A 25,116-nucleotide genomic window follows, 5' to 3' on the forward strand; every position below is an offset into this window, starting at 1 on the left:
CCCTGGCATTTCTGTTCATGTCAGGGGTTCCCTTTCTCTGTAAGGTTATGGAAGTTCTCATGAAAAAACAGGCAGTCGAATCCGACCGCCTGTTTTTTTTCATTTATAATGGATACCGATTTTAGTAAAGCCAGAAATCAGGCTAAGCAAAGGACAAAGTAGGCAGAAAAATGCAAATGGAGCATATTCAAGGGTTGAAACACCCAATACCTGTGTCAGGAATACACCGCAGACACCCCATGGAACCAGAGGATTCACAACTGTTCCCGCATCTTCAAGCACCCTCGCAAGCGTTTTGGGCTGCAAGCCTAAATCTTCATATTTCTGCTGAAAGGCTTTCCCAGGCAGTATAACTGACAAATACTGTTCACCCACTAGGAAATTCACGCTGATTCCTGCAAATACAGTAGCGGAAATCACTTTCGCTACACTCGTCAATGAATCCTGGATTGCATTTAAAATAGAAGGAATGACTCCCAATTCAAACAATAGTCCGCCCATCGCCAATGCCAACAACACCATCGAAACGGAGAACATCATACTTTCAATTCCGCCCCGCGATAGGATTGAGTCAAGTTGTTCCATTCCACTCTTCAGTACAAAACCGCCGTATAAGATATCCGCTAGTTTTGCAACCGTCAAACTTGGGGTTTGTATGAAAGCAATGACAGCCGCCGAAATGATTCCTGCTGACAATGTCGGAATCGCTGACACCTTTTTCAAAGCCATGATTAGAACGATGACAAACGGAATCAAACTCCATATGCTTATATTCGTTTCCATTTCCAGAGCTTTGGTCATGGCTTCGATTTCCTCAACGCGAGCAACTTTGACATTCGGTGAAAGGAAGAAAAAGATGATAAGCGATATGAAAAAACCTGGAATCGTAGTCCAAAGCATATTATTAATATGTTCAAATAATGGTGCTCCAACCGTTCCCGATGCAAGATTGGTAGAGTCGGATAATGGAGACATTTTATCTCCAAGAAATGCACCGGAAATGATTGCACCGGCTGTAATCGCCAACGATAAATCCATCGCCGCCGCCATCCCTATCAAAGCAACGCCGATTGTGGCTGATGTTGTAAGTGAACTCCCGATACAGAGCCCAATTAGCGAACACACCAGAAATGTGATTGCATAGAAATATTCACCGGAAATCCAGTCAAACCCATAGAACATGATGGTAGGGATTGTCCCGCTTGCCATCCAGATCGAAATTAGCATTCCAATGAAAAAGAATATATAGATGGCTCCCATACCAGTGCCTGCACCTTTGACGATAGCCGCCTCCATAATTGAAAATGGCAGCTTCTTGAACTTTCCATAAACAAATAGAAAAAGGAGTGCCGCTATAATTGGAATATGGGGGGCAAGTCCATAATGAATGATACCAGTTGCAATAATTAAGAAAAGAATGGCCAAAACCCCAATTGCTTCAGGTAAGGAGAGTTTTAGCTTTGCATCTTCAAGACGCATGATGTATTTCCCCGCTTTCAATGTTGTATATTCTCTGAGGTAAGGATCGGACCTTTTCACTCCTCACAATTACTGAAACGCTTTTAAGCACTAAAGTACTAGCTAAATATAAAGGAGTTTCAGGAGATTGTCAAAGGAATAATTTAGTAGACATTGATTTTGATCAGTATCTTCATGTTCAATTCATTCCATCATAATGACTTTTATGTGATTGTATAATTATTTGGGCAAATTGCAATGTCTTTGTTGTCTCATTGATCAAACAGTTTTTTCATTGATCGATCAGGACCATGTAGCCTGTCTTTCGGAAAAAGGGCAGGGACTCTTCTTTGACTGAAGAAATTACCCCACATTCCCACGAGAAAAGTTCACTCATGCAGACGATACTTACTTTCGCTGCCATGAATTTAAAAAAGTTGGCCAAATATACTTGGCGAAGGGCAGAAATGGCTAAATGATGACCGTAAAGATGTACAACCATTCTCAATAACTGCTTCAAATCCAATAAAATCAAAAGGGTTTCGGAATGTAACCATTCCGAAACCCTTTTTGACTATAAACTAAAAGCCCGTGTATATAACACGGGCTTTCTTCATTATTTTAAATCCATTGGATTATATAATTCCACGTCAGGATTTTTATCTTGGAACCAACGAAGTGCAAACTCATTTTCAAATAAGAATGCATATTTATCAAACCGGTCCTTAACAAGGATGCTTCTTGAGCTATGAAGATTTTCATCAAGCTTTTCATCCTCAGCCCAGCGTGTAATCTTGCTGCCCATGCGCTCCATCACGACTTCAACATTGTACTCGTTCCTCATTCGATGCTCGAATACTTCAAATTGAAGCTGCCCAACCGCACCAAGCAGATATTCTTCCATCCTAACCGTTTTGAAGAGCTGAATTGCCCCTTCTTGTACAAGTTGGTTAATACCTTTATGGAAATGTTTCTGTTTCATGACGTTTTTAGCTGTTACCCTCATGAATAGTTCCGGCGTAAACTGAGGCAGCCTTTCAAACTGAAACATGTCTTTGCTTGTGGTAATCGTATCGCCAATTTGGTAATTACCAGTATCATATAAACCGATGATATCTCCGCTTACCGCTTCATTTACGGTGTTTCGATCATCAGCCATGAATTGAGTAGAGGAAGAAAGGTTGATCGGTTTCCCTGTCCTGCTCAAGTTGACGCTCATTCCACGCTCGAATTTACCGGAGCAAATGCGAAGGAAAGCGATTCGGTCACGGTGTTTTGGGTTCATGTTCGCCTGGATCTTGAAAATGAAACCGGAAAAATCATTGCTGACAGGATCCATTTCACCTGACGTTGTCATCCGTGCTTGTGGAGCTGGTGCAAACTTCAGATAAGCATCCAAAAACGTCTGAACACCGAATGTCGTTAAAGCACTTCCGAAAAATACAGGACTAAGTTTACCATTCGCGATATTTTCTTCAGAGAATTGGTTACCCGCTTCCGTCAACAGCATGATTTCTTCCAAAGTTTGCTCATATAACTGGGAATCCTTAAGTTTATGATCCACTTCGAGTTCACCATCTTCATTCAACGGAAGGAAACGCTCTTCCCCTTCAGTTTTGAACTGTTCAATCCGATTGTTGAACCTGTCGTAAATGCCCACGAAGTCTTTTCCCATCCCGATCGGCCAGTTCATTGGATATGTTTCTATTCCTAATACCTCTTCAAGTTCGGCAAGCAATTCTAGCGGTGTTTTACCTTGTCGGTCCATTTTATTGATAAAAGTGAAAATCGGTATACCCCTCATCCGGCATACTTTGAATAATTTAACCGTTTGATCCTCGATACCTTTTGCCGAGTCGATGATCATCACGGCGCTATCAACAGCCATCAGTGTACGATATGTGTCTTCACTGAAATCTTGGTGGCCCGGTGTATCGAGAATATTGACACGGAAGTCATCATAATCGAATTGCATGACTGAAGATGTAACGGAAATTCCCCGTTGCTTTTCAATTTCCATCCAGTCACTGGTTGCATACTTCCCTGTTTTTCTAGCTTTAACTGTTCCGGCATCGCGGATCGCGCCGCCAAACAGCAATAATTTTTCTGTCAAAGTCGTTTTCCCGGCATCCGGGTGAGAGATGATTGCGAAGGTCCGTCGGGATTGAACCTCGTCTTTTAAATTAGTCATAATATGTTCCTTTCATTATTGGAGTCATCAATAAAAAAATTTATAGGAGGTTTACTGTATTTTTTACATTGGAATGGCAACCTTTCTTTTTATGCAAAAATCCTGATCATACACAATATATGTAAGAAAAAATATATCATAAGGCTTAAGCATTGGCTACTCAGCATTCATTTCAATCAACCTTTCTATTTTAACACGATATGAAGGAAAGATGTAGAGGTGAATGAAACACCCATTAGGGGATTTGTTCAGATGGCAAAACAAAAGACGCTTAATCAGCGCCCCTTATCTTGATCCATATGATTACCGTTCATTTATTCATGGTTTATTTATTTACCTTGCAGTTTTAAACGATTTTTGATTCCGCTTGTTCTTCCAGCGTTTTTTTACTTCCTTGAATATGATTGGAGCAGCAAAAATGAGAGCCCTTTTTAATAATTTCTTCATTTTTCATCAGTCCTTTCTTTCTTATCCTATACCCGATTATTTTCGCAGAAAACTTTAATGCCAAATTGTTTTCCTGATTTCAACCATAAAGGCATTTCATATTGGACATGGAATCCCCCGTCAAATTTCAATCAAGGAAAATCCCGCGCGACAATACCGTTATATTTCCCCGTATAAAACCTGTCTAATATTATTTTCCCCAAATGGGAATGTATAAATTACTTCCATTTGTTTTATCCTTTATAAAGGTGGGTATATACTAAAAAACTGGAAATTGCTCCAGAGGTTATTGTGGTAATTTTTCCAGTAGGCTTTCACATATTATCAAGCATCGTCGTATGATAATTTTAACTTGAATGAGGGTGCTGGATAATGTGTGAAATTGATTTTTCCATCTAGGTAAAATCATCACCATTAATATTTTTTAACTTTTTAGGAGGATTCATCGAATGACAGTAACAGGTAAAGTGAAATGGTTCAATAGTGACAAAGGATTTGGTTTCATCGAAGTACCAAACGGAGATGATGTTTTCGTACATTTTTCCGCCATTCAAGGAGAAGGTTTCAAAAGCCTTGATGAAGGTCAAGAGGTTGAATTTGAGATCGAAGAAGGAAACCGCGGACCTCAAGCTAAAAACGTCGTAAAACTCTAAAGCATAGATACACAAACATAATTGATAGGCAATGCAAAAGGATGCCGCCCATATCGGGCGGCATCCTTTCCTTTATGTGTACATGCGAAATATTCACGTTATTTTTCATTAAAATGATCCAAAATGAAATCGGGAACATGTTCGCCAGAAAAACTCTTGATGTCCACATCTCTGCTTTCTTTATAATAAAAGGCAGCTGAATACTCCCCGCTCCAATCAATTTGGGCATTATCAATCGCTGTCTCGATTTCAGAAGCGGTCTTAATTTTCAAGCGATTTGGCTGTTGTTCAATCTGCTGTGCAAGTTCACTTTCAGAATTCGTGTGATAAATTTTCGAATCGGACTTCGCAACCAGGATATAAGAAATATCATCAGCCATTAACCGTGCTTGTTCCGATTGTCCGGTACTTACCATCCATTCTGAAAACTGAGGATATGAAGAGTCCCAATTCATATAAATGGTTTTGTTATTATTCAAAAGAATCTCTATGGAGGCGTAATCACCAAAAGAAGAAGTCATTTGTGCGAACGATTGATTATTCAGGTCCTCCGACAATGCCTTCACTGCAGCTTCCAGCTGTTGAAGGTCCGTGATCGTTATGGATTTGTCAACTTGGCCGCTCGCCGTTATCTTGATTTTAGAAACGTCTTGAGCGGAAACATTCAATACCTGATTAACCATTTTTTTATATTCATTAGACTCATATATTTTCGCCAATAATGGCATGTATGAGTCGTAATTCTGCAAATGATACTCTCTTGCTAACCGTTTCCCATTCTTGAGTTTATACATCAGAAATACGGATTGACCATCATTCCATTCACCAATGGAAACCTTTTTACCCTTATCGATGATTTCCTGATGCAATAACCTGATCGCTTCAATATTTTCCTTCTCTTTAAGATAATTGGAAGCATTATTCGACGTGTCATCGCCTTCAAAAAATATAGGAGAATCACCAATATAAATTTGGCTAATCATCTTTTCATCAGGAATCTTGGTCTTATACTGAAGGGGATCTATTTTTATAATGAGTGCCAGCACAATGACAGCCGCTATAAACGCTACATAACCTTTCAGGTTGACCCGTATTCGCCAAGTCTTTTGCAGGACGATTTCCCCTAAATAATATCCAAGCAAAGAACCGACGGTATATCCGAAAAAAATCCACCCAGGTTCGCCTGTCGTTTCGCTAAAATAAAGCCCTGTAAACAGCATCATGCATAATGTCAGGCCGAATTTAAACACTGGCTTAATCTTCGGGTAAACAAATGCCTGCGACACATGCTCCAGCTTTCTCCTCTCATAGAGAAAAAGAGAGCTGATCAGAAAAAGAAAGGTTAATATACTATAAATTAATGTATTAATAGAGAAGAAAGTGATTTTTTCCATCTCCGTTGCTGCTAATAATGGGGAGATGCCATTCATATTGGCACTTAGATAATAATCTGCAGAAAATCCTGCTATCAAAAATTTCACATTAGCTGCAAACAAAACAAAAAGCCCCACCGGCAAAGTAAGAAAAATATAGGTCAGCACTCCTTGAAAGGCTGATAATCCCGTAACCATTCCAAGTAAAACGGCAACAGAAAAGATCAAAGCTTCCAAAATAAATGTAGTCCCCATCCAAGACCATATATCCGTCATGGTATATAGCCGTTCTATATCAATTGCCGAGTGAAATAATATCAATATTGAACCTGTAAGTAAAATCGGCAAACCCATGAAGCCAATTCCCGTTCCAATCATATGAGCGTAGATGCTGCGTCTCGTAATCGGTAAACTATGAATGAAGACTGAGGCTTGTTTCATTTGTAAAAACCGAAAAAGGAAGATGGCAAGTAATACTGGAATAACGATGACCAAAACAAACTGTATCATCTGCTGACAGGAAAAAAGGTTTTCGAATTCCACATATTCATTGTTCCCATTCAAGATAATCGCTAACATTTCCAGAGGCAGCGCAAATATGAGGCCTACAAGATATAGGAAACCAATCCAGCCAGTGCTTCTGAAAATATAGATAATCAGTTCCCTATTAAACCAGGTTATTCTGGATGACATAACCGATATCCCCCATTTCATAAATGAATATCTCCTCAAGAGTAAGGGGGAGAATATCTAATATTTCTGGCTGAAACTGGTTAAAATGCGATTTAATCATGGCTTCACTACCTTTAACGATACAAACGATCACGCTGCCGCGTCTTTCCTTGTTAAGGATTTGAATTCCACGGTATAAACCATGGGGAATTTTATGCTTAAAGGCAATTTGCACTTTATGTACATCAGCTTTCAAGTCATTCAAAACCTTTTGGATAACAAGCTCACCCTTATGCAAAATCCCTACATGATCGGCTAAATCTTCAATTTCCAGGAGATTATGGGACGATAGTAAAATCGTCATATCCCTTTCCGAAACATCCTGAATCAACAACTGTCTCACATTTTTTCGCATGACCGGATCTAATCCATCAAACGGTTCATCCAATATTAGAACTTCCGGCATCGTCGAGAGTGCTAGCCAAAAAGCAACCTGTCTCTGCATCCCCTTCGATAGTTTATGTATTTTATTTTGGACGGGTATCGGGAATACTTCCTGTAATTGATAGAAACGTTCTTGATTCCACTCGCTATAAATATGGCTATAAAAACCTGCCATTTGCGTGATCGTATAGTTAGCCAGGAAATAAGGCGTATCAGGAAGGAAGAAACAACGATTTTTCACTTCACGGTTTTCAAACACATATGATCCATCAATAAGAACTTCACCTGCATCCTGTATCAGGTTGCCTGAAAGCATTTTTAATAGAGTCGTTTTCCCCGCCCCATTTGAACCTAATAACCCGAATATGGAGCCTTTTGGTATAACCAAGGTGACGTTTTTGATTGCTTCTTTTCCTTCATATAATTTACTCACCTGTTTTATTTCAATCATGAATCCCCCCCCCCTTTGCCAATGGACTGATTTCCTTTATTATTCTATAAATTTCATGTTTATCGATTCCGATATACAGAGCTTCAGCGAGTACCTTTGAAAGCTCGTTTCTGATTTCTTCTTCTTTCAATGAATTTTTGAAGGATTTAGGAGGTGCCACGAAATTCCCTTTGCCTGGTAAGGTATATATAAACCCGTCAGACTCAAGCTGCTTGTACGCTTTCTGGATCGTATTTGGATTGATGGTCAACTCCTGAGCCAATATTCGTATGGATGGGAGCTGATTATGTTCCTGTAAAACTTCATTGATCATTAGTTCCTTTAACTTATCCATCAATTGCTCATATACCGGCTTTCCACTTTGAACATCCAACTCAATCATCATAAACCCTCCTTGCAATGGGTGTATTACATCTCCTAATACAGTACATTATAAAACAATATCTTCCAATTTAAAACCAATTTAATACCATTTTCAAACAATACTCGCTTTCATTTTGTTTAACAAGACTTACAGCAGGGAAGTAATGATAGTAAGAATGAATAAAGGAGTTGTTTTCATTGAAACCATTATATACAGCTACAGTTACCGTACACGGTGGTCGTGAAGGACATATTAAATCAGAGGACGGGATTCTGGATTTCGATGTGAGGTCACCGAAGGAATTAGGTGGTTCCGGTGAGCGCGCCACAAACCCTGAACAGTTATTCGCAGCCGGTTACGCGGCATGTTTTGACAGTGCCTTGAATCTTGTACTGCAAAAAGAAAAGAAAAAGGTCGATACGTCCGTGACGGCAAATGTAACGATCGGTAAAGATGAGGAAGACGGCGGTTTTAAATTGGCTGTAAGGTTGGATGTTTCGATTCCCGACCTAAGCAGGGAAGAAGCCGAAGACTTCGCCAAAAAAGCACACATGACCTGCCCCTATTCAAAAGCAACACGTGGAAACGTCGATGTCACCTTGATTTTGGTATAACGTTTAAGCAAGGGACTGGATACGGCATTAAGGCCGGCTCCAGTCCCTTTTTCTTATTTCACTTCTTCCAATCCCTTCAGTTTCAAAAGAAAGCCAAGACCTATTATCGCCATGATGATCAATGACCCTAATGCCATCCGGCTCGCCAATGTACCGAGGTCATGGAATATCAACGTTATCGTTCCATATAATAACGGACCGATTATTGAAGAGACTTTTCCAGAGAATGCAAATAGTCCAAAAAATTGCCCCCTCTTCTCATCTGGAGTCAATTCAATGATATACATCCGTGATGTCACCCACATCGAACCTAGCGAAATGCCGAACATACTCCCTGCAACCCAGAACCAAAGGGCGGTTTGTGCGAAGACCGCTATAAATAATGCGACCAAGAGCAGAACTCCCACATATGTCACAGCCAGCCGCGGTCCCTTCGACTGCGTGACGTATCCAAACAGAAACGCTCCGGCAATGCTCGATACTGTCGATACCAAGTAAAGCAAAATGAATCCGCTGGAGGAAAATCCAACAACAGTCTTGGCATAAACGGCCATCATGCCGATAGTGGTCGCAATTGCATCATTTAAAAAGAAATAAGCAATCATGAATGTGAAAACCGATCGATAGGATCGCATCTCTTTAAATGTTGATTTAATTTCCTTATAACCAGATAAAAAAGGTTCTTTCGCTTTTTGCTGTTTTGGAGACTCTTTTAAAAAAAAGAATAAGGGAAGGGAAAAAACCAGAAATAAAATGGCCGTGGGAATGAAGGCTTCATGTGAACTCCCTTTACTAATGAATGGATAGATTGACAGTCCCACCAACGTTCCAAGGTAGCCTACCGCCACGCCAAACCCTGATATAAGCGGCAATTGCTGTTTCGTGCCTAAATCACTCATCATCGTATCATAGAAGACAAGACTCGAATGATAGAAAAACTTTGCTATCACAAATAAAAGAATGACGATCGCCAAGGAAACGGGAATCCCCAGAATCTTTCCATCCAACGGCATCCCTCCGAATACCCCCATTAAAAATGTACATACAACGGAAATAAGTGTGAAAATCATAATGTATTTTTTCATTTTTCCCGTTCGATCGATCATGACACCGAACAGCGGGGAAAACAAAACAAGAAACAAACTGGCAATCGCATTAGCGTAGGAGATGAAGGTACTCGCAATCTGATCAAGAACGGCATTTTCCCCAATCTGTTCCTGGAGGAAGAATGGAAAGAAAATCGTATTGATATTAGAAGAAAAAATCGTATTGGCAAAATCGTAAAACGCCCAAGAGAGAATGGGTAGGGAAAAATATAAACCAAAATTCCCTTTCCATTTTTTAGACTTCGGTTTCACCTGCAATTCCATCTGCTTTCCCTCCTTATTGATACTTAAATTATATGTATTCCATACCTTTCCAATAAATCCTTTAAGTCGGATTATAACATTGTGTAAAACATGATTTTTTCCTGCCTAACATGTAATATTATGAAATGAGACTGTCCTGCTAACTTTTAATCATTGTGCCTGATAGGAGTGTGAAAGATGACCGCATTTTTTCTTATTATCGTGATAACCATGCTTGTCCTGTTCGCTCTCTACGCTAAAAGATCAAAAAGTGATTTCCCTAAAAGCTTAATAATGCAGCATTCCCCCATTAAAATTGGACATCGAGGTGCATCTGGATACTGCCCCGAGAATACAATGGCATCTTATAAAAAAGCAATTGAATTGGGAGCTGATTTCCTGGAAGTGGATATCCACCTCAGTAAAGATGATGTCCTTGTGGTTCATCATGATCCCACCTTGGATCGAACCACAAACGGCAAAGGGAACCTCCGTGATTACACGGCAGCCGAATTAAAGGAACTGGATGCAGGAAGCTGGTATCATTCTCGCTATAAAAACGAAAGGATTCCTTTACTAAGGGAGGTATTGGAGAATTTCGGGTCTGAAGTCGGCATTTTAATCGAATTGAAACATCCCTCTGCTTATCCCGGCATAGAAGAGAAACTTGCAGAAGAATTAGGTGAATTCCAAGAATGTTCAACGAGTAAAAATAAGATAATGGTTCATTCGTTCGATATAGAATCCATGAAAAGGTTTCATCAATTAATGCCGGACATACAAGTGGGCGTTTTGATAAAACGGCGAATCAATGACCAAAAATTAAAAGAGATTGCCGAGTTTGCATCATTTTTGAATCCAAAACAAACGATTTTGAGTACGAAGCTGCAAATGCGAATCCAAAAGCACGGGATGAAAGTATTCACATGGACCGTCAACAATAAAAAACAAATACACATGTTCAAAATGATGCAGGTAGATGGTATCATTTCCGATTTTCCGGATTATTTTTTGGATTGAAACTTTGAATGATAAGTGAAAAAATGAAGATAACTAGTTCTTTACACTATTCAGGGTGAGACCATTCCGAATCCCTTTTAAAATTCCCTTTGAAATTTCGATTAAAGGTTAAGAACAAAAGACTGTAGGCAAAAACATAGTTGATTGGAGCGGGTGTGCGAGACTCCTGCGGGAATAGCGAATCCAAGGGAGACCCCACAGGCGCAAGTGCGCCGAGGGCGGACCGCCCGCAGAAAGCGAGTGCCCTACGTTCCAATCAACTTCCAAATTTGCACAAGCAAAAAAAATGTAGACAAACTCGATTTTCATCGAGTTTGTCTACATTCTGAACAATCCGCAAATGCGGATTGTTTTTTAATAACAATGAAAGAACTGTATTTCATGCGCGTCCGTTCCATAATAAGCCCATCGCTGTTGACTTCGTCTCCATCGATAACCTGCCACTGAATTATATCCGACATATGTTGGGTAAAACCAAAATGAACGGCCATTCTTAAGCCAAATATAGGTATGTTTGTATAAGCACCCTTTCATTGACCCAGTGTCCATTGCCTTATACATTCCTTCATGAAGTTGTGGAGTGAATAATGGCGGAGCTATATGAGGCGGTCCTCCTCCGTGCGGCGGCCGTGGTGGCGGCGGCTGGCCCCCTCCATAGGACGGACCAGGCGGGCCAGGAGGAGTCCTTACATCCATCATCTGATTTTCTAATGGATATGGCGTTGCCAAGAAATCTATGCCCATATTTCGGAGATGTGCATTTTGATCATTACCGTTATGGTCGTTCTGTTGATTCAATGAATCGTATGGTTTCATACCTTTTCACCTCATAATTGAACTTCCTTTTATCCGTATGTAGTCGAATGACCATTTGTGCATTCTTTGCTCTGAACAGTCTCGAAATTGGTTTCTATTTGATCTATTCCTGAAAATGATTCATCAGAAAATATTCCCTGTTTATTTTTTGAATAAATCCCTATATTTTTTAGCTTTCTTGCCCTAGAATTGATATAGTGTTGTTAATGATTTAAACTCAATATGGTCAAAAGTCATTTAGGCCCTAAATCATTTTTGGACAAATTTAATTATCTTGGAAAAAACGAGGGATTCCTATGTGGGAATTATTATTAGAATTCGATTATCAAACCGTTCGCCATGCGGTATGGGCAGGTTACTTATTTACCTTTGTCTTTCCACTGGCCGCGTTTTACTTCTTAAATAAAAAGCAATCACTCTTGAATGACAAATATCAAGCTTCCGTTCATACAGATAAAAGTAAATCCCCTGTTCATGCAGGCAGCATTTTCGACTGGCGCGGTGCACAGCGCTTTTTCACCTTTATCCGGCAAAAGGATTCACCAGATGATTCCGATGAGCCAAGCCTCCTTCTAGTTGTTTAAACATTAACAATTCGAGGAGGAAATTATATTGAAGAAGAAAAATACGTTTTTAATTGCCGTCCTATTTTTGGCAACGACCCTTTTGACTGGTTGCTCAGCAGCAACGAGCGGTCCATTTCATACAGCATTGGTTAACCCCATGACAAAAATGCTAGAATTCAATGCTGATTTATTTAATGGCAACTATGGTTTAAGCATCATCATGATGACATTTTTGATTCGCCTTGTTTTGCTTCCACTGACTGCCAAGCAATATAAAACACAGCTTAGCATGAAGACGAAGATGAATGGGCTGAAACCGGAAATGACAGCAATCCAGCAGAAAATCAAAGAGACGAAAGATCCAGCTAAACAAAAGGCCCTCCAGCAGGAAATGATGCAGCTTTACCAAAAACATGGAGTCAATCCTTTAAACATGGGCTGTCTGCCGCTCTTGATTCAAATGCCGATCCTAATGGGCTTTTATTACGCGATACAAGGGTCCCATGAAATTGCAACCCATAGTTTCCTTTGGTACAGCCTAGGCCAGCCGAATATTGCCATGGCGATTATCGCCGGTGTCATTTATTATTTCCAATCGGTCATTTCCGTGAGACAAATGCCGGAAGAACAGCAGAAACAAATGAAGATGATGAGCTTACTCTCACCAGCAATGATTTTATTCATTTCTTTCTCCGCTCCTGCTGCATTGCCACTATACTGGTCAATCGGAGGTATATTCATGATTGTTCAGTCAATCGTGCTTCAGCGAATATATAAAAAAGACCATGCCGCTGTCCCGGCTGCAAATGAAACGGTCATGAAAAAAAGCTAATCCACTTGGATTAGCTTTTTTCATACTTTCATTTTCCACTTGCGCTGGAAATTGATGGGATTTACAGGGTGAGATCACTTTGTTTTATTTCTTCGGCAATGGATTTGTTGAAACTTTTTCGAAAAATCTCTCTACATATTCAAAATCCGTGTAAAAGAACAATAATAGGTCACCCGGTTGTGATTTCTCCCAGGCTTTTATGAATGCGTCCAATTCATTAGGTTCGATGAATGTCCGATCTTTATGTAACCCAGCTTCTACCGCAGCATCCTGAAGGAGCCCGGCTACTTCTAACGGCTCCCTTCCCCGCAAATCATCGTCTTCTTTAATGATGAACAGATCGGAATTAATGGCCGCTACCTTGGAGAGTCTGATAAGTTCTTCATCAATACGGTCCCCCGGCCCTGCCAAAACAGTGATAAGATGATTTTTGTTATAGGCACTGACCGTTTCGAATATGGCCTTCAATCCCGCTTCATTATGGGCATAGTCGATGATGATCGTGCGCTCTTTCAACTTTTTCAAATTGAACCGTCCTTTGGACAAATTCGTATCAGGCATAAATGTGGCAGCCTTCCTTCTTAGTTCTTCCATGGTAATGCCTTGTGTTTCGGCTGCGGCTAACGCCTGAAGTAAATTGGCGATATTATGACGTGCCATGCCGGAAATCGTTATTGGAACCATGGTGCAATCCATAAATGGATGGATGTCTCCATCAGCTGAATGACAAATGACGCCTTTTTCATTGACGTACCAAACTTTACATCCCTTATCTATCGCAGCTTTCACGTGAGGCTGGGTGGCATCTGTAGAGGTGTAAATGACCTCCCCATCTGTATAAGCGTTCATGGCAGCTACATTCGGATCATCTGCATTCAGTACACAATAGCCTGTTTTCATTACGACTTCGGCTACCAGCCTCTTTAATTTAATGAGATCATCCAATGTATCGATTCCATCTCGGCCGAGGTGATCCTCACTTACATTGGTGATGATCCCCACATCACATTTACGAAAAGCCAGACCTTCACGCAGAATCCCGCCCCGGGCCGTTTCCAAAACGGCAATATCGACTTCAGGATGGGCCAATACCATTCTTGCACTGACGGGGCCACTGCAGTCACCGTGATCCAATACCTCATCGCCGATATATACTCCATCAGAATTTGTCATACCAACTTTTGTTTTTTCATTAGTAAGAAAATAATGAATCAAACGGGTTGTTGTCGTCTTTCCATTTGTTCCGGTCACTGCGATGATCGGTATAGCCGCCTCTTCCCTGGTCGGAAATAAATAATCGACAATGGCTTTGCCTACATCCCTTTTTTTCCCTTCACTTGGATAATGATGCATTCGAATTCCCGGTGCAGCATTCACTTCAATAATTGCAGTCCTTGAATGTTCGATCGGTTTTGATATATCCTCACAAATAAAATCTATTCCGGCGATATCCAAACCGATCGCTTTCGCAGCAGCAACAGCCATATTATTAATGGTCGGATGAACCTGGTCCGTTACATCGATTGCCTTTCCGCCAGTCGAAAGATTTGCATTGCCGACAACTTGAACCAATTCCCCTTGATTCGGAATCGTATCGAGCGTCCGATTCGACTTTTCCAAGTAACACGTCACGGTATGTGTAAGTGGGATTTTTGACATCGGCTTTTCATGACCATCTCCCCGCAAATCATTACCATTTTCCTTTTCTATTAAACTGCGTATCGTTTCCTTGCCATTGCCAATAACATAGGGAGGAAGCCTCAAACTGGCGGCGATAAGTTCTCCATTAACTATCAGTAACCGATAATCATGTCCTTCAATATGCCGTTCGACAATGTACTTCTCCACATGCAACTCCAAACAATTGATTACATTGAATAGCTCATCCTTATTTTTGATATGGGTGATGACACCCTGACCCTGTCTCCCATTATACGGTTTTATGACCAGTGGAAAACCCAGCCTGTCCGCCGAGGCAAAGATATCTTCAATGGAATGGGCAACTTCCCCTTCAGGTACAGGGAGGCCACAGCCTCTTAAAATGGATTTGGTCAATGCTTTGTCACAGGAATTCTCAACCGCAATATTCGAAGTCTGGCTAGAGATTGTCGCCTGGACATACTTCTGCCTTGCACCTGTTCCTAAACGCAGTAAGCTTTCATCACCCATTCGCTCGACAGGGATATCTTTTGCTTGTGCTGCCTTAAAAATGGCTTCGGTACTTGGCCCCAGTTTATTTTTATAATATAACTGCTCTATTTGTTTTACATAAGATTGTACATTTATAAGTTTTTCACCATTCAGGATGGCTTCCGCGATATCTTTCGCTGCTAAAAAAGCTTGAAGACCTGAGTGAGGCTCCTGATAGTCAAAGGTAACATAATAAAAACCCTTCTTTTCCATCATTATCGTTTTTCCGCGAATGGCTTCGATTCCGGCCAAGTTTTGAAGCTCAATCGTCATATGCTCCAATATATGTCCCATCCATGTTCCTTTTCTCAGCCTTTCAGCGAAACCGCCTCGATACCCTTTTGAACATGTATGGCTTCCCAAGTTCGGGAGAGCCTTTAACAATTTTTCATTGAATCCAGGGATTGAATCAGATGGTTTCTGTTCCAGTTCCCCTATATCCAATTCAATGCAAATCGTAGGTGTATAAGCAAAATAATTAGGTCCTTTTAAATAACGGACTCGATTGATCTTCATTGTTGGATCCCCTTTTTCATCAACAATTTCCTGGTAAGCAGGTCAAAACGGTATCCCCTGGTTAGTGCATGAAGGTTAAATCCCGAAAGAGTCAACTCTTCACTGCCATTATCAGAAGATGTGATATTGATATAATCACTGGTGCTGCCATCAAGAACCAATACTTGATGTTGGCCGACTACTTCAAAATGACCGTCTTTAACTAAAATTGCTGTATTTTCATCAATGCCAATACCCATAATTTCTTTTTTCCCTGCTATTGCACTTAACAGACGGTCAAATCGGCCACGCTGGGAAAAATGTTGATCGATTATCAGTCCGTCCAGGAAGCCGAAACCTAAGCCAATTTCAACCTTTAACTTATTGTCATTCAGCATCGTGTCAGCCGCAACGATCATATACTTACCTAAAATCGAAGCACCAGCACTTGTCCCTGCTATCACCATTCCTTCATGCCATGCTTTAGAAAGGGCATCGTGAAACTTTGTTTTTCCAATCAGTTCAGACAATCGGCTTTGGTTTCCCCCTGAAATGAAGATGGCGGAAAAGGATGCAAGCTGTTCACAAATTGCCGGATCGTCTGCATCCCGCCTTGAATCCAGCTTGATCACTTCCACCCTGTCCACACCTAAATCCCTGAAAATCTTAATATACTCTGTACTCACTTCCTCAGGAATTTCACTCGCTGTAGGCAATATTCCTATTCCGCCATCGCTATGGGCTGCAAGCTCGACAAATTTATTTAATACTTCACCTTCAAGGCACTTATCCTCTGCCCCGCCAATGATAAGTAATTCACCACAATTCATTCATCATACTCACCTTTACAAATGGATTCACATCATGAAATTGCTCTAAACAGAACACATAATGACTAGTATGGCAACTTCTTTCAGTATTCATTCATAAAAATGGCAAACTGCATAATTTTGTTTAACTTAATGAAAAAAGAGGAAAAGTAATAGAGTAAAAAATAAAAGGAGTGTGTAAAAAATGAGCCAAAACCAAATAAAAGAAAAAGTATTGAACATCATCCGTGATCATAAAATAGGAGTTTTATCTTCTGTTGAAAACAACAAACCACATTCACGCTATATGACATTTTTTAACGATGATTTAACTTTATACACACCAACGAGCGGAAAGACGGAAAAAATCGATGAAATTGAAAAGAACCCTAATGTTCATATCCTGATCGGCTATGATAATGAAGGATTGGGCGATTCTTACCTGGCAATCTCAGGTACCTCGAAAATAAACGATTCACAGGAACTGAAAGATAAATTATGGAATGAATCATTTGAACAGTGGTTCGAAGGTCCGAAAGATCCAAATTATTTAATTCTGCAAATTAAGCCGGAAAGCATCCGGTTGATGAACAACAATGGTGAACCTCCACAAGAATTATCATTATAAATCTTTATTTTTTGTACTTACGCCAATTGACGAGTATTACGCTCAAACTCACGAGTAAATGGCCAAAATTCACGAGTAAAACACCAAAACTCACGAGTATTTGATCGAAATTCACGAGTATTACTCCAAATCACGAGTAATGACCGAAATTCACGTGCATTTCACTAACTCAGTACTATACTAAAAATAGCGCTATAAAACAGTTAAAAGCCCGCACATGAGTGCGGGCTTTTCTCACGATTATACCAACTCTGATTGGATATAATGTAAAATCAGATTGGCTGTATGCTTTAATGAAGAGACATGTGTCCGCTCGAAGGCATGTGATGCATCGATTCCCGGTCCGATCAGGCCATGGACGACATCATATCCTGCCCGGATGGCAGCGGAAGCGTCCGATCCGTAATATGGATAAATATCGACGCGGTAGTCGACAGCATTTGCTTGGGCAAGTGAGACCAGATGCTGACGCAGTTTATAATGATAAGGACCCGAGGAGTCTTTTGCGCAAATGGAAACGCTGAATTCATCCGTCGTTTGTCCATCACCGATCGCGCCCATATCGACAGCTAGATATTCGACTGTTTTCTCAGGGATATTGGAATTTCCGCCATAGCCGATTTCTTCATTGTTGGAAATCAGGAAATGGGTCGTATATGCCAATTTTATCTTTCCTGCGGAAATGAGGTCAATGATATGAAGGAGGATACCCACACTAGCTTTATCATCCAAATGCCTTGATTTCAAAAAGCCTGTATCCGTCACTTCCACTCTCGGTTCAAAGGAGACAAAATCTCCAACAGAAATGCCAATGGCCTCGGTTTCCGCTTTAGTTTTCACGATAGCATCTATCCGGACCTCTATTGTCTCATCATCACGCTTCGCATCGCCGGCATTTTTATATACGTGGACAGAGGTCTGATTGATTAAAATGGTCCCGGTGATGATGGCTCCGTCAGCTGTATGGATTTTACAATACTCCCCTTCCACTGAGTTCCAGCGGAAACCGCCGATCATCGTCAATTTAAGGCGGCCATTCGCCTTGATTTCCTTTACCATGGCTCCCAGGGTATCGACATGGGCAGTCAGCAAGCGTTGTTTGTCATCATCTTCGCCTTTTAATGTAGCAAGCAATGCCCCTTTATTCGTGATGTTATAAGAAACCTTCCTCTGCTCCATGAAATCGGCCGCGTATTTAATGGCTTGTTCAGTATAGCCGGAGGGGCTGGGTATGGACACCAATTCTTTTATGTAAGATACGATTTCTTTTTCTTCGATCACGCTCATGCATATCTCTCCTTTCCTCTTTGTTCATTATATCTTTTCATGGCAACTTTTAACATATTAAAAGACCGCCAAAAGGCGGCCCTTTAATAGATTTAACTCATAAAAGCCATTACAGGCAAGATGGCCATAGCTAATGTTGCAATTCCATATAACGCTAAATTCTCCATATTCACTCTTCTTTTCCACTTATCGCGCCATACCTTGTATCTGTCCATATCTTCGTTTCTCATAAAAAAACCTCCTTCATGATGAAAGTTCAACTTACTTCAATTGTCTTTGTTTGTTGGACATTTCCTTCATATATTCCAAGAAGGCAATTCTCTTTTCTTCTGGATAGGCTACAATGTCTGCAATGATTTCCTCTTCGAGAGGTTTCAGTAAACGACCAACCGATTCAGTAAACAATATTTCTAACTCTCTCTTTGTTTCATTAGGATTTCTCACTTCCATCAATATCACCCTTCCAATTACTTACTATTATCTATATAACCTTTATCCACTCCATTGAAACGCAAAAAAAATCGACCGCCATAAAGGCAGCCGATAGTCTTCTTAAATTATTTCGTTACCCCGACATTATGCCATTGATATTGACGGCCTGCGAGATAATCGTAACCTGTAACGCGTTCATTCACTCCAGCCAATTGATAACGGAATAATGTCGGAATGACCGGAACCTCTTCATGAATCAATTCTTGCCACTCATTATACGTATCGATTCGATATTGATCATCGAAGGCTTCCTCTGAAATCCCTTTAGCAAGAAGCTCATCATTTTTTTCACTCACCCAGCGGGTATAGTTAAATTCTGCAGACCTGGACCAAATGCCTGATGGATCCGGATCGGAAGCGACACCCCATGCAGCTTGATAAATATCAACTTTATCATTATCCTTTTTCAGCAGGTCGTAGAAAGAATTGAACTCATGCAGCCTTCCATCCTGCAATTCGACGTCCAACCCTACTTGTTCCCATTGCTGGATATAATATCTTGCCAGTGGCTCAGAAACATCGGAACCGCTCATGGAAGCAAAGTTGATTTTGAACTCTTTTCCATCAGCATCCTCACGAATGCCATCGTTATTCGTATCTACAAATCCTGCTTCATCCAAAAGTTCCTTAGCTTTTTCAGGATTATATTCATATGCTTTTAAATCTTTATTGTTATATTTAAAGTTCGGGGTAATGACAGAGTTGGCAGGGAAGCGAAGGCCCTTGAACATCTTTTCGCCAACTTCTTCATTATTGATGGCATATGCCATCGCCTGACGAAGGCGTTTGTCACCGAATTTAGGATTTTCATCCATAACATTTTCTTCTTTTTCCTTATCATAATGACCGAAGTTGAAACCAATATAGGTATAAGCCAATTCAACTTTCCCCAATAATTCGACATTATCCAATTCCTTGGCTTGCTCATATTGCTCCGCCAGGACCTCCGCTACATCGAGGTCACCATTTTCAAGTGACTTGACGACAACAGACGGATTCACGACTTTTAATGTGACACTGTCCAATTTTGGTTCACCGCGGTAATAATCTTTATTCGCTTCGAATTCGACCGCTTCCCCTTGAACGATTTTCTTCACTTTGAATGGTCCAAAACCAATCGGATTTTTACGGATTTTATCAGAAGATTCCAAATCCGCAATCGGAACATCTTTTAAGTATTCTTTATGAAGCGGGTATGTCCATAATCCGGTCGTGACGGACGGGTTCGCTTTTTTGAAAGTGAAAGTGATTTTCTTGTCATCGACTTTAATGCCTGAAATCTTATCCGCTTTCCCTTCATGATACTCTTCCATACCCTCGATTAAAGCCATTTGCTCATCATAGCGGACACCTTTGTAATCTTTGCTTCCCATGACAAGATATGCATATTCCAAATCGGCGCCTGTCACAGGCTTTCCATCATGCCAATTTACATTATCCTTAATCGTCAGCGTGACCGTTTTATGATCGTCTGAAATCTCATAGGAAGCGGCACCTTCATTCGTATATACATAGTTTTCGTCTGTATCCAATAAATCTTCATCAAAGAATGTGATAACTTGGTTATCGGGTTCGCCTTGATAAAAAACTTTGTTTAATATCCCTTCAAACGGGGTATCTGATACCAAACCATATGTCAAATGGCCGCCTTCAATCGGCTCTCCTTGATTCGTCGTCTTTGTCGGGAATTTAGAGGTATCGACCTGTTCTACATCTTTCCCTTTTTTCTCTTTCGTTGACGATTTCTCCGTATCATTCGAACATGCAGCAAGCAGTAGAGACGAAATGGCCAATGCACTTAATACCTTACTGTAGCTTTTGATTTTCATATCATACACTCCCCTTTTTTTATCCTCTTCTTTGTCTTGCATCGGCTGCGCGTTTTAACGCTTGACCAACGAAATTTATACTCAGCATCAACACTAAAATCATGAGTGATGCGGGTACCCATATCCACCACTTGTTTTCCAGAACATCTGGATTTCGAGCATAACTGATGAGCGTCCCTAAACTCGGGGTGCTCTCCGGAAGGCCGAACCCTAAGAAAGTCAAACTGGATTCTAAGCCAATATTGCCAGCAAGGTTCAAAATGAAGTTAACGATGATCAATGAACTGACATTGGGCAGAAGCTGAAACAGGATGATTTTCCAATGTGGCGTCCCGAGAGTCTGTGAGGCATGAATATAATCCAGCTCTCGCTCAGACAAAGCCTTTGAACGAATCAGCCGTGCCTTTCCTGTCCATAAAAACATCGTCATGATTAAAATGAAAACATATACATTGAAGATCGGTACAATCGTGACCACAACGATGATGAACATCAATTGCGGCAGGGCAATCACGAAATCGATAACACGCATGATCACATTATCGGTTGCCCCGCCAAAGTAACCGGCAAGAAGTCCTAAAGATAAACCGATGATGGCCGTGAATAATGTAATGAATAAACTGATCGTGAATGAATTTCTGGTACCTATTATCAGTTGTCCGAATACATCCCGGCCGCCATAATCGGTTCCAAGCCAATAGTCTGAAGATGGTTCCATATAAATGGAGAGAAAATCGACTTTGGCTATTTCCTTGGCGTCCATGAAGAACGACGCACCGTAAACAAAAAGCAATATGGCTGCTAATATAATCAATGAGCCCATGGCAAGTTTATCTTTTTTGATTTCCTGCCAGATGATTTTCATTCCTGAAGGGCTCACATCGTTAACTTGTATGTTCTTTCCGGTTTCCACTTTCATTTCCATACGACTCACCCCGCTCCTATTCTATCCGTATACGCGGATCGACCGCACTAAGTATGATGTCCGAAAGAAGAGTGCCAAGCAGAGTGGCAAATCCCGTCATCATGACGATGGCCGTGACAACACTGAAATCCCGCAGACTTACTGAACTAAGGAAAAGCTGCCCCAGTCCCGGATAACTGAAAATGGTCTCGATTATGACCGCGCCGCCGATCAATCCAGTAATTTCATAACCTAAGAATGCTGCTATCGGTAAAAAGGAATTTCTCAGGATATGCCGTGAATACACTTTTGATTCAGGCACACCCTTCGAACGCGCTGTCCTTACAAAATCCTTGATTTTATTATCGATGATTTCATTTCGCAAATATTGGATCGTACTTGTTGTTGCAATTAAAGCTGTACTTAAAGCTGGTAAAATCAAATGATTGATCTTGCTTACAACATAGGCGAAAGTTCCTTCGTCCACCTTTGAATCGACACTGCCGCCAGACGGGAACCAATCCAGGGCAAATCCGAAAACGAATAACATGATTAAAGCAAAAATGAAAATCGGGGTGCCGAACCCTACATAGCTATAACCCGTAACGGTTTTATCCACCCAGGTATCGTTATACCTTCCGCTAAGTATGCCTAATGGTATCGCAAGCATATATGTAAAGATCAGCGTGACCAACGCCAGGAACACCGTGTTCCAAAGCCTGTCTTCGATTACATCCATAACGGGCGTCTTATGTGTATAGGAAACACCGAAATCACCCTGTACTGCATTGGATGCCCACCTTATATATTGTTGGTACCAAGGGTCATTCAAACCAAGTTCTTCCCTGATCCTATCAAGCTCTGCCGGATTGGCCCTAGGGTTTATTTCCTGGCCGGACAGGGCATCCCCTGGCATTGCCTTTGCCATCATGAAAACGATGATGCTCAATAAAAAGAGCTGCGGGATCATAACTAATAATCGTCTTAGGATAAATTTCCACATATTCCTTCCACCTCCTTATTGTAATGCGACTCTATGTGTCGATGAGATCGGCTTCAAATCGTAAGCACGTCCATTCTCATCGAAATATTTTGAGTAGGTAGACTCATATTCCGAGGTGAGTTTTTTTCTAAGCTGCACTTTATCTTCACGAACTTCCGGCTCTAAATCAGGAATGGCGGCAATCAGGCGCTTCGTGTATATATGTTGGGGATTTTCATAGATTTCCTCGCTTTTTCCTTCCTCTACCAATCTACCGCGATACATAACACCCATCCGGTCACACATATGCCGGATTACACCTAAATCATGCCCGACAAATAAATAAGTCAAATTGAACTCCTGTTGGAGATCCTGAAGAAAATTCAACACTTGTGCCTGAACGGAAACATCCAGTGCTGACACCGGTTCATCCGCAATGATCAGTTTAGGCTTCAATGTCAATGATCGGGCAATCCCGATTCGCTGGCGCTGCCCCCCAGAAAATTCATGAGGATACTTGTGGATCGATTCCGGACTCAGTCCGACTTTGTCCAAGAAGTCCTGTACGATTTTCTTTTCCTCTGAAGGGGATAACCGTTCAAAGTTCCTCAGCGGTTCGGCAATTATGTCAAGTACCCTCTTCTTGGGATTCAATGATGAATACGGGTCTTGGAAAATCATTTGGATATCTTTTCTGAACGGTTTAATTTCTCTTCTACTTAAAGATGCCAAATCCCTGCCTTCAAACAGGATTTGTCCGGATGTCACCTCATTCAGTTTGACCACTGCCTTGCCTGTCGTGGACTTGCCGCTTCCGGATTCTCCGACCAAACCATATGTTTCCCCTTGCTGCAACTCAAAGGAAACACCGTCCACGGCCTTTACGTGATCGACCACCCTTCGAAAAAAACCGCCCCTTATTGGAAAATGCACTTTTAAATTATCTAATTTTAGTAATGTCATGAGCCGATGCATCTCCTTCTACTTGAAAATAGAATGCTTTATAGCAGGTACAGCGGACAAAATGACCGTTGCCCACTTCGTGAAGCCGGGGTGTCTCTTCATGCGCATGTTTTGGTATCCAAGGAATCCTATCTTGGAAGCGGCATCCGATCCGATCCATTTTGGCTATCGATGGAACGATTCCCTCGATGACATGCAAACGGTTTTTCTCGTTTGCGGCCGAAGGAATCGAATTCAATAACGACCTTGTATATGGATGCAGCGGATTGTTGAATATCTCTTTAACACTTCCCGTTTCCACTACCTGACCTGCATACATGACAACGATCCTGTCAGCGACCTCTGCTACTACGCTCAGATCATGAGTAATTAATATGATCCCCATTTTTGTCCTGCTTTGGATATCCTTCAGCAGATCAAGTATTTGCGCTTGGATCGTAACATCCAATGCCGTCGTGGGTTCATCGGCGATGACCAGTGCAGGGTTGCAAGCAATGGCAATCGAGATCATTGCCCTTTGCCGCATTCCGCCCGAGAGCTCATGCGGATATTGCTTGTACGTCCGTTCAGGGTATGGAATTCCCACTTGTGTCAAAAGTTCGATCGTCCTGTTCTTTTTTTCAGCACTGGAGAGTTCAGTATGGTAATCAAGATTCTCCTCGATCTGTTTTCCAATGGTCATGAGCGGGTTCAAAGCTGTTAAAGGTTCCTGGAATATCATACCCAATTCCTTACCACGGACTTTATTCATTTGCACATCATTCAACTTTAGGAGATTTTGGCCTTTATAATTGATGTTTCCTTCGGATTTCGTTCTCTGCTTATTATGTAATTGCATGATGGATAAGGCCAATGCACTCTTTCCACATCCTGATTCTCCAACAACTGCTACAATTTCATTTTCATTCACTGTAAACGAAACATCATCAACCGCTGCATGATATTTGTTACCGATTCGAAATGAGGTAGTTAGGTTTTCTATTTGCAAAATAGCTTTCTTCATCCTTGCTCCCCCTAAACTATTTTATCGGGAAAATAATTAATCTTCTGATAATTATTTAAAATTTTAATCATTTTTTTACAATTATACAATAGTTTTTATAGAAAATAATCACATTTTTTTCATATTTTATAACTTTAGGAATAATTTTCTGCAACATAAAAACGTTTCCTTTATAACTGTTATACAGTAAAGTTTTGAAGTCCTATTAAATATATAGATTCAATAATTTCAAATTTATTATTTCGAGATAGCTTTTTTTGAAGTTTATGCCTATTTATTGAGCT

At 40.8% G+C, this 25,116-nt stretch carries 24 protein-coding genes; 6 read left to right on the top strand and 18 right to left on the bottom strand.

Annotated features, from left to right (window positions below; all coding sequences use genetic code 11):
- Positions 1–99: 99 nt before the first annotated feature.
- From nhaC to ACZ9AO_RS18980, 3 genes are all read right to left on the bottom strand, one after another.
- Complete coding sequence (gene nhaC, locus ACZ9AO_RS18970; RefSeq protein WP_063596389.1) at positions 100–1,479, bottom strand: Na+/H+ antiporter NhaC; 1,380 nt, start codon at positions 1,477–1,479, stop codon at positions 100–102.
- Between the two features lie 271 nt (positions 1,480–1,750).
- Positions 1,751–1,960 (bottom strand): hypothetical protein, encoded by a 210-nt coding sequence (locus ACZ9AO_RS18975; protein WP_063596390.1) that lies wholly within the window; start codon positions 1,958–1,960, stop codon positions 1,751–1,753.
- Between the two features lie 114 nt (positions 1,961–2,074).
- Positions 2,075–3,649 (bottom strand): peptide chain release factor 3, encoded by a 1,575-nt coding sequence (locus ACZ9AO_RS18980; protein WP_034314233.1) that lies wholly within the window; start codon positions 3,647–3,649, stop codon positions 2,075–2,077.
- 896 nt (positions 3,650–4,545) lie between these two features.
- On the opposite strand from ACZ9AO_RS18980, the gene cspD reads away from it, so the two are divergent.
- Positions 4,546–4,749 (top strand): cold-shock protein CspD, encoded by a 204-nt coding sequence (gene cspD / locus ACZ9AO_RS18985; protein ID WP_034314240.1) that lies wholly within the window; start codon positions 4,546–4,548, stop codon positions 4,747–4,749.
- 98 nt (positions 4,750–4,847) lie between these two features.
- Here the strand turns inward: cspD and ACZ9AO_RS18990 are convergent, their stop codons facing one another.
- Genes ACZ9AO_RS18990 through ACZ9AO_RS19000 form a run of 3 tightly spaced genes read right to left on the bottom strand, consistent with a single transcriptional unit; the run spans position 4,848 to position 8,071 of the window.
- Positions 4,848–6,815, bottom strand: a complete 1,968-nt coding sequence (locus tag ACZ9AO_RS18990; protein ID WP_476109852.1) for a DUF6449 domain-containing protein — start codon at positions 6,813–6,815, stop codon at positions 4,848–4,850.
- Complete coding sequence (locus tag ACZ9AO_RS18995) at positions 6,790–7,689, bottom strand: ABC transporter ATP-binding protein (protein ID WP_251538795.1); 900 nt, start codon at positions 7,687–7,689, stop codon at positions 6,790–6,792. The genes ACZ9AO_RS18990 and ACZ9AO_RS18995 overlap by 26 nt, the downstream gene beginning before the upstream one ends.
- On the bottom strand, positions 7,682–8,071 hold the full coding sequence (locus ACZ9AO_RS19000) for a GntR family transcriptional regulator (RefSeq protein ID WP_476109855.1): 390 nt from the start codon (positions 8,069–8,071) through the stop codon (positions 7,682–7,684). The genes ACZ9AO_RS18995 and ACZ9AO_RS19000 overlap by 8 nt, the downstream gene beginning before the upstream one ends.
- Before the next feature lie 179 nt (positions 8,072–8,250).
- Here ACZ9AO_RS19000 and ACZ9AO_RS19005 point away from each other — a divergent pair, with 179 nt between their 5' ends.
- Entirely contained in the window at positions 8,251–8,667 is a 417-nt protein-coding gene (locus tag ACZ9AO_RS19005; RefSeq protein WP_034314249.1) for an organic hydroperoxide resistance protein, read from the top strand.
- 53 nt (positions 8,668–8,720) lie between these two features.
- Here ACZ9AO_RS19005 and ACZ9AO_RS19010 read toward each other — a convergent pair whose 3' ends face one another.
- Positions 8,721–10,037 carry an MFS transporter gene (locus ACZ9AO_RS19010; RefSeq protein WP_476109857.1) on the bottom strand — a complete coding sequence of 439 codons (1,317 nt, stop codon included), beginning with the start codon at positions 10,035–10,037 and terminating at the stop codon, positions 8,721–8,723.
- Positions 10,038–10,214: 177 nt separating this feature from the next.
- Between ACZ9AO_RS19010 and ACZ9AO_RS19015 the strand changes: the two genes are divergently transcribed.
- The gene (locus ACZ9AO_RS19015; protein ID WP_476109859.1) at positions 10,215–11,036 is read left to right on the top strand and encodes a glycerophosphodiester phosphodiesterase; all 822 of its coding nucleotides are present in this window, start codon (positions 10,215–10,217) and stop codon (positions 11,034–11,036) included.
- A gap of 354 nt (positions 11,037–11,390) precedes the next feature.
- Here ACZ9AO_RS19015 and ACZ9AO_RS19020 read toward each other — a convergent pair whose 3' ends face one another.
- Positions 11,391–11,852, bottom strand: a complete 462-nt coding sequence (locus tag ACZ9AO_RS19020) for a hypothetical protein (protein ID WP_406593388.1) — start codon at positions 11,850–11,852, stop codon at positions 11,391–11,393.
- A 296-nt stretch (positions 11,853–12,148) separates the two neighbouring features.
- Here ACZ9AO_RS19020 and ACZ9AO_RS19025 point away from each other — a divergent pair, with 296 nt between their 5' ends.
- Together ACZ9AO_RS19025 and yidC are read left to right on the top strand one after the other, a co-directional pair.
- Complete coding sequence (locus tag ACZ9AO_RS19025) at positions 12,149–12,436, top strand: hypothetical protein (protein ID WP_048687259.1); 288 nt, start codon at positions 12,149–12,151, stop codon at positions 12,434–12,436.
- A 28-nt stretch (positions 12,437–12,464) separates the two neighbouring features.
- Positions 12,465–13,250 carry a membrane protein insertase YidC gene (yidC, locus tag ACZ9AO_RS19030; protein WP_251538789.1) on the top strand — a complete coding sequence of 262 codons (786 nt, stop codon included), beginning with the start codon at positions 12,465–12,467 and terminating at the stop codon, positions 13,248–13,250.
- 84 nt (positions 13,251–13,334) lie between these two features.
- On the opposite strand, the gene cphA is transcribed toward yidC, so the two are convergent.
- Together cphA and ACZ9AO_RS19040 are read right to left on the bottom strand one after the other, a co-directional pair.
- On the bottom strand, positions 13,335–15,956 hold the full coding sequence (gene cphA, locus ACZ9AO_RS19035; protein WP_476109861.1) for a cyanophycin synthetase: 2,622 nt from the start codon (positions 15,954–15,956) through the stop codon (positions 13,335–13,337).
- A complete protein-coding gene (locus ACZ9AO_RS19040) occupies positions 15,953–16,765 on the bottom strand; it encodes a cyanophycinase (protein ID WP_476109863.1) in 813 nt (270 codons plus the stop codon). Before ACZ9AO_RS19040 ends, cphA begins: the two co-directional genes overlap by 4 nt.
- Positions 16,766–16,949: 184 nt before the next feature.
- On the opposite strand from ACZ9AO_RS19040, the gene ACZ9AO_RS19045 reads away from it, so the two are divergent.
- Positions 16,950–17,372, top strand: coding sequence for a pyridoxamine 5'-phosphate oxidase family protein (locus ACZ9AO_RS19045; RefSeq protein ID WP_476109864.1), 423 nt, complete (start codon positions 16,950–16,952; stop codon positions 17,370–17,372).
- A gap of 240 nt (positions 17,373–17,612) precedes the next feature.
- On the opposite strand, the gene ACZ9AO_RS19050 is transcribed toward ACZ9AO_RS19045, so the two are convergent.
- From ACZ9AO_RS19050 to ACZ9AO_RS19085, 8 genes are all read right to left on the bottom strand, one after another.
- Positions 17,613–18,659 carry a M42 family metallopeptidase gene (locus ACZ9AO_RS19050; protein ID WP_318292378.1) on the bottom strand — a complete coding sequence of 349 codons (1,047 nt, stop codon included), beginning with the start codon at positions 18,657–18,659 and terminating at the stop codon, positions 17,613–17,615.
- A 92-nt stretch (positions 18,660–18,751) separates the two neighbouring features.
- Entirely contained in the window at positions 18,752–18,889 is a 138-nt protein-coding gene (locus ACZ9AO_RS19055) for a hypothetical protein (RefSeq protein ID WP_156319562.1), read from the bottom strand.
- Positions 18,890–18,920: 31 nt separating this feature from the next.
- Positions 18,921–19,109: a hypothetical protein gene (locus ACZ9AO_RS19060; protein ID WP_054397060.1), complete on the bottom strand. Its 189-nt coding sequence runs from the start codon at positions 19,107–19,109 to the stop codon at positions 18,921–18,923.
- A 107-nt stretch (positions 19,110–19,216) separates the two neighbouring features.
- Positions 19,217–20,980 (bottom strand): oligopeptide ABC transporter substrate-binding protein, encoded by a 1,764-nt coding sequence (gene opp4A, locus ACZ9AO_RS19065; RefSeq protein WP_161922725.1) that lies wholly within the window; start codon positions 20,978–20,980, stop codon positions 19,217–19,219.
- A gap of 19 nt (positions 20,981–20,999) precedes the next feature.
- Positions 21,000–21,899: an ABC transporter permease gene (locus ACZ9AO_RS19070; protein ID WP_034315454.1), complete on the bottom strand. Its 900-nt coding sequence runs from the start codon at positions 21,897–21,899 to the stop codon at positions 21,000–21,002.
- A 22-nt stretch (positions 21,900–21,921) separates the two neighbouring features.
- The gene (gene opp4B / locus ACZ9AO_RS19075; RefSeq protein WP_034314271.1) at positions 21,922–22,887 is read right to left on the bottom strand and encodes an oligopeptide ABC transporter permease; all 966 of its coding nucleotides are present in this window, start codon (positions 22,885–22,887) and stop codon (positions 21,922–21,924) included.
- 15 nt (positions 22,888–22,902) lie between these two features.
- Positions 22,903–23,829: an ABC transporter ATP-binding protein gene (locus tag ACZ9AO_RS19080; RefSeq protein WP_053534228.1), complete on the bottom strand. Its 927-nt coding sequence runs from the start codon at positions 23,827–23,829 to the stop codon at positions 22,903–22,905.
- The gene (locus ACZ9AO_RS19085; RefSeq protein WP_251538781.1) at positions 23,807–24,832 is read right to left on the bottom strand and encodes an ABC transporter ATP-binding protein; all 1,026 of its coding nucleotides are present in this window, start codon (positions 24,830–24,832) and stop codon (positions 23,807–23,809) included. The genes ACZ9AO_RS19080 and ACZ9AO_RS19085 overlap by 23 nt, the downstream gene beginning before the upstream one ends.
- Positions 24,833–25,116: the final 284 nt, after the last annotated feature.

It is taken from the genome of Peribacillus sp. TE19612 (assembly GCF_056279465.1).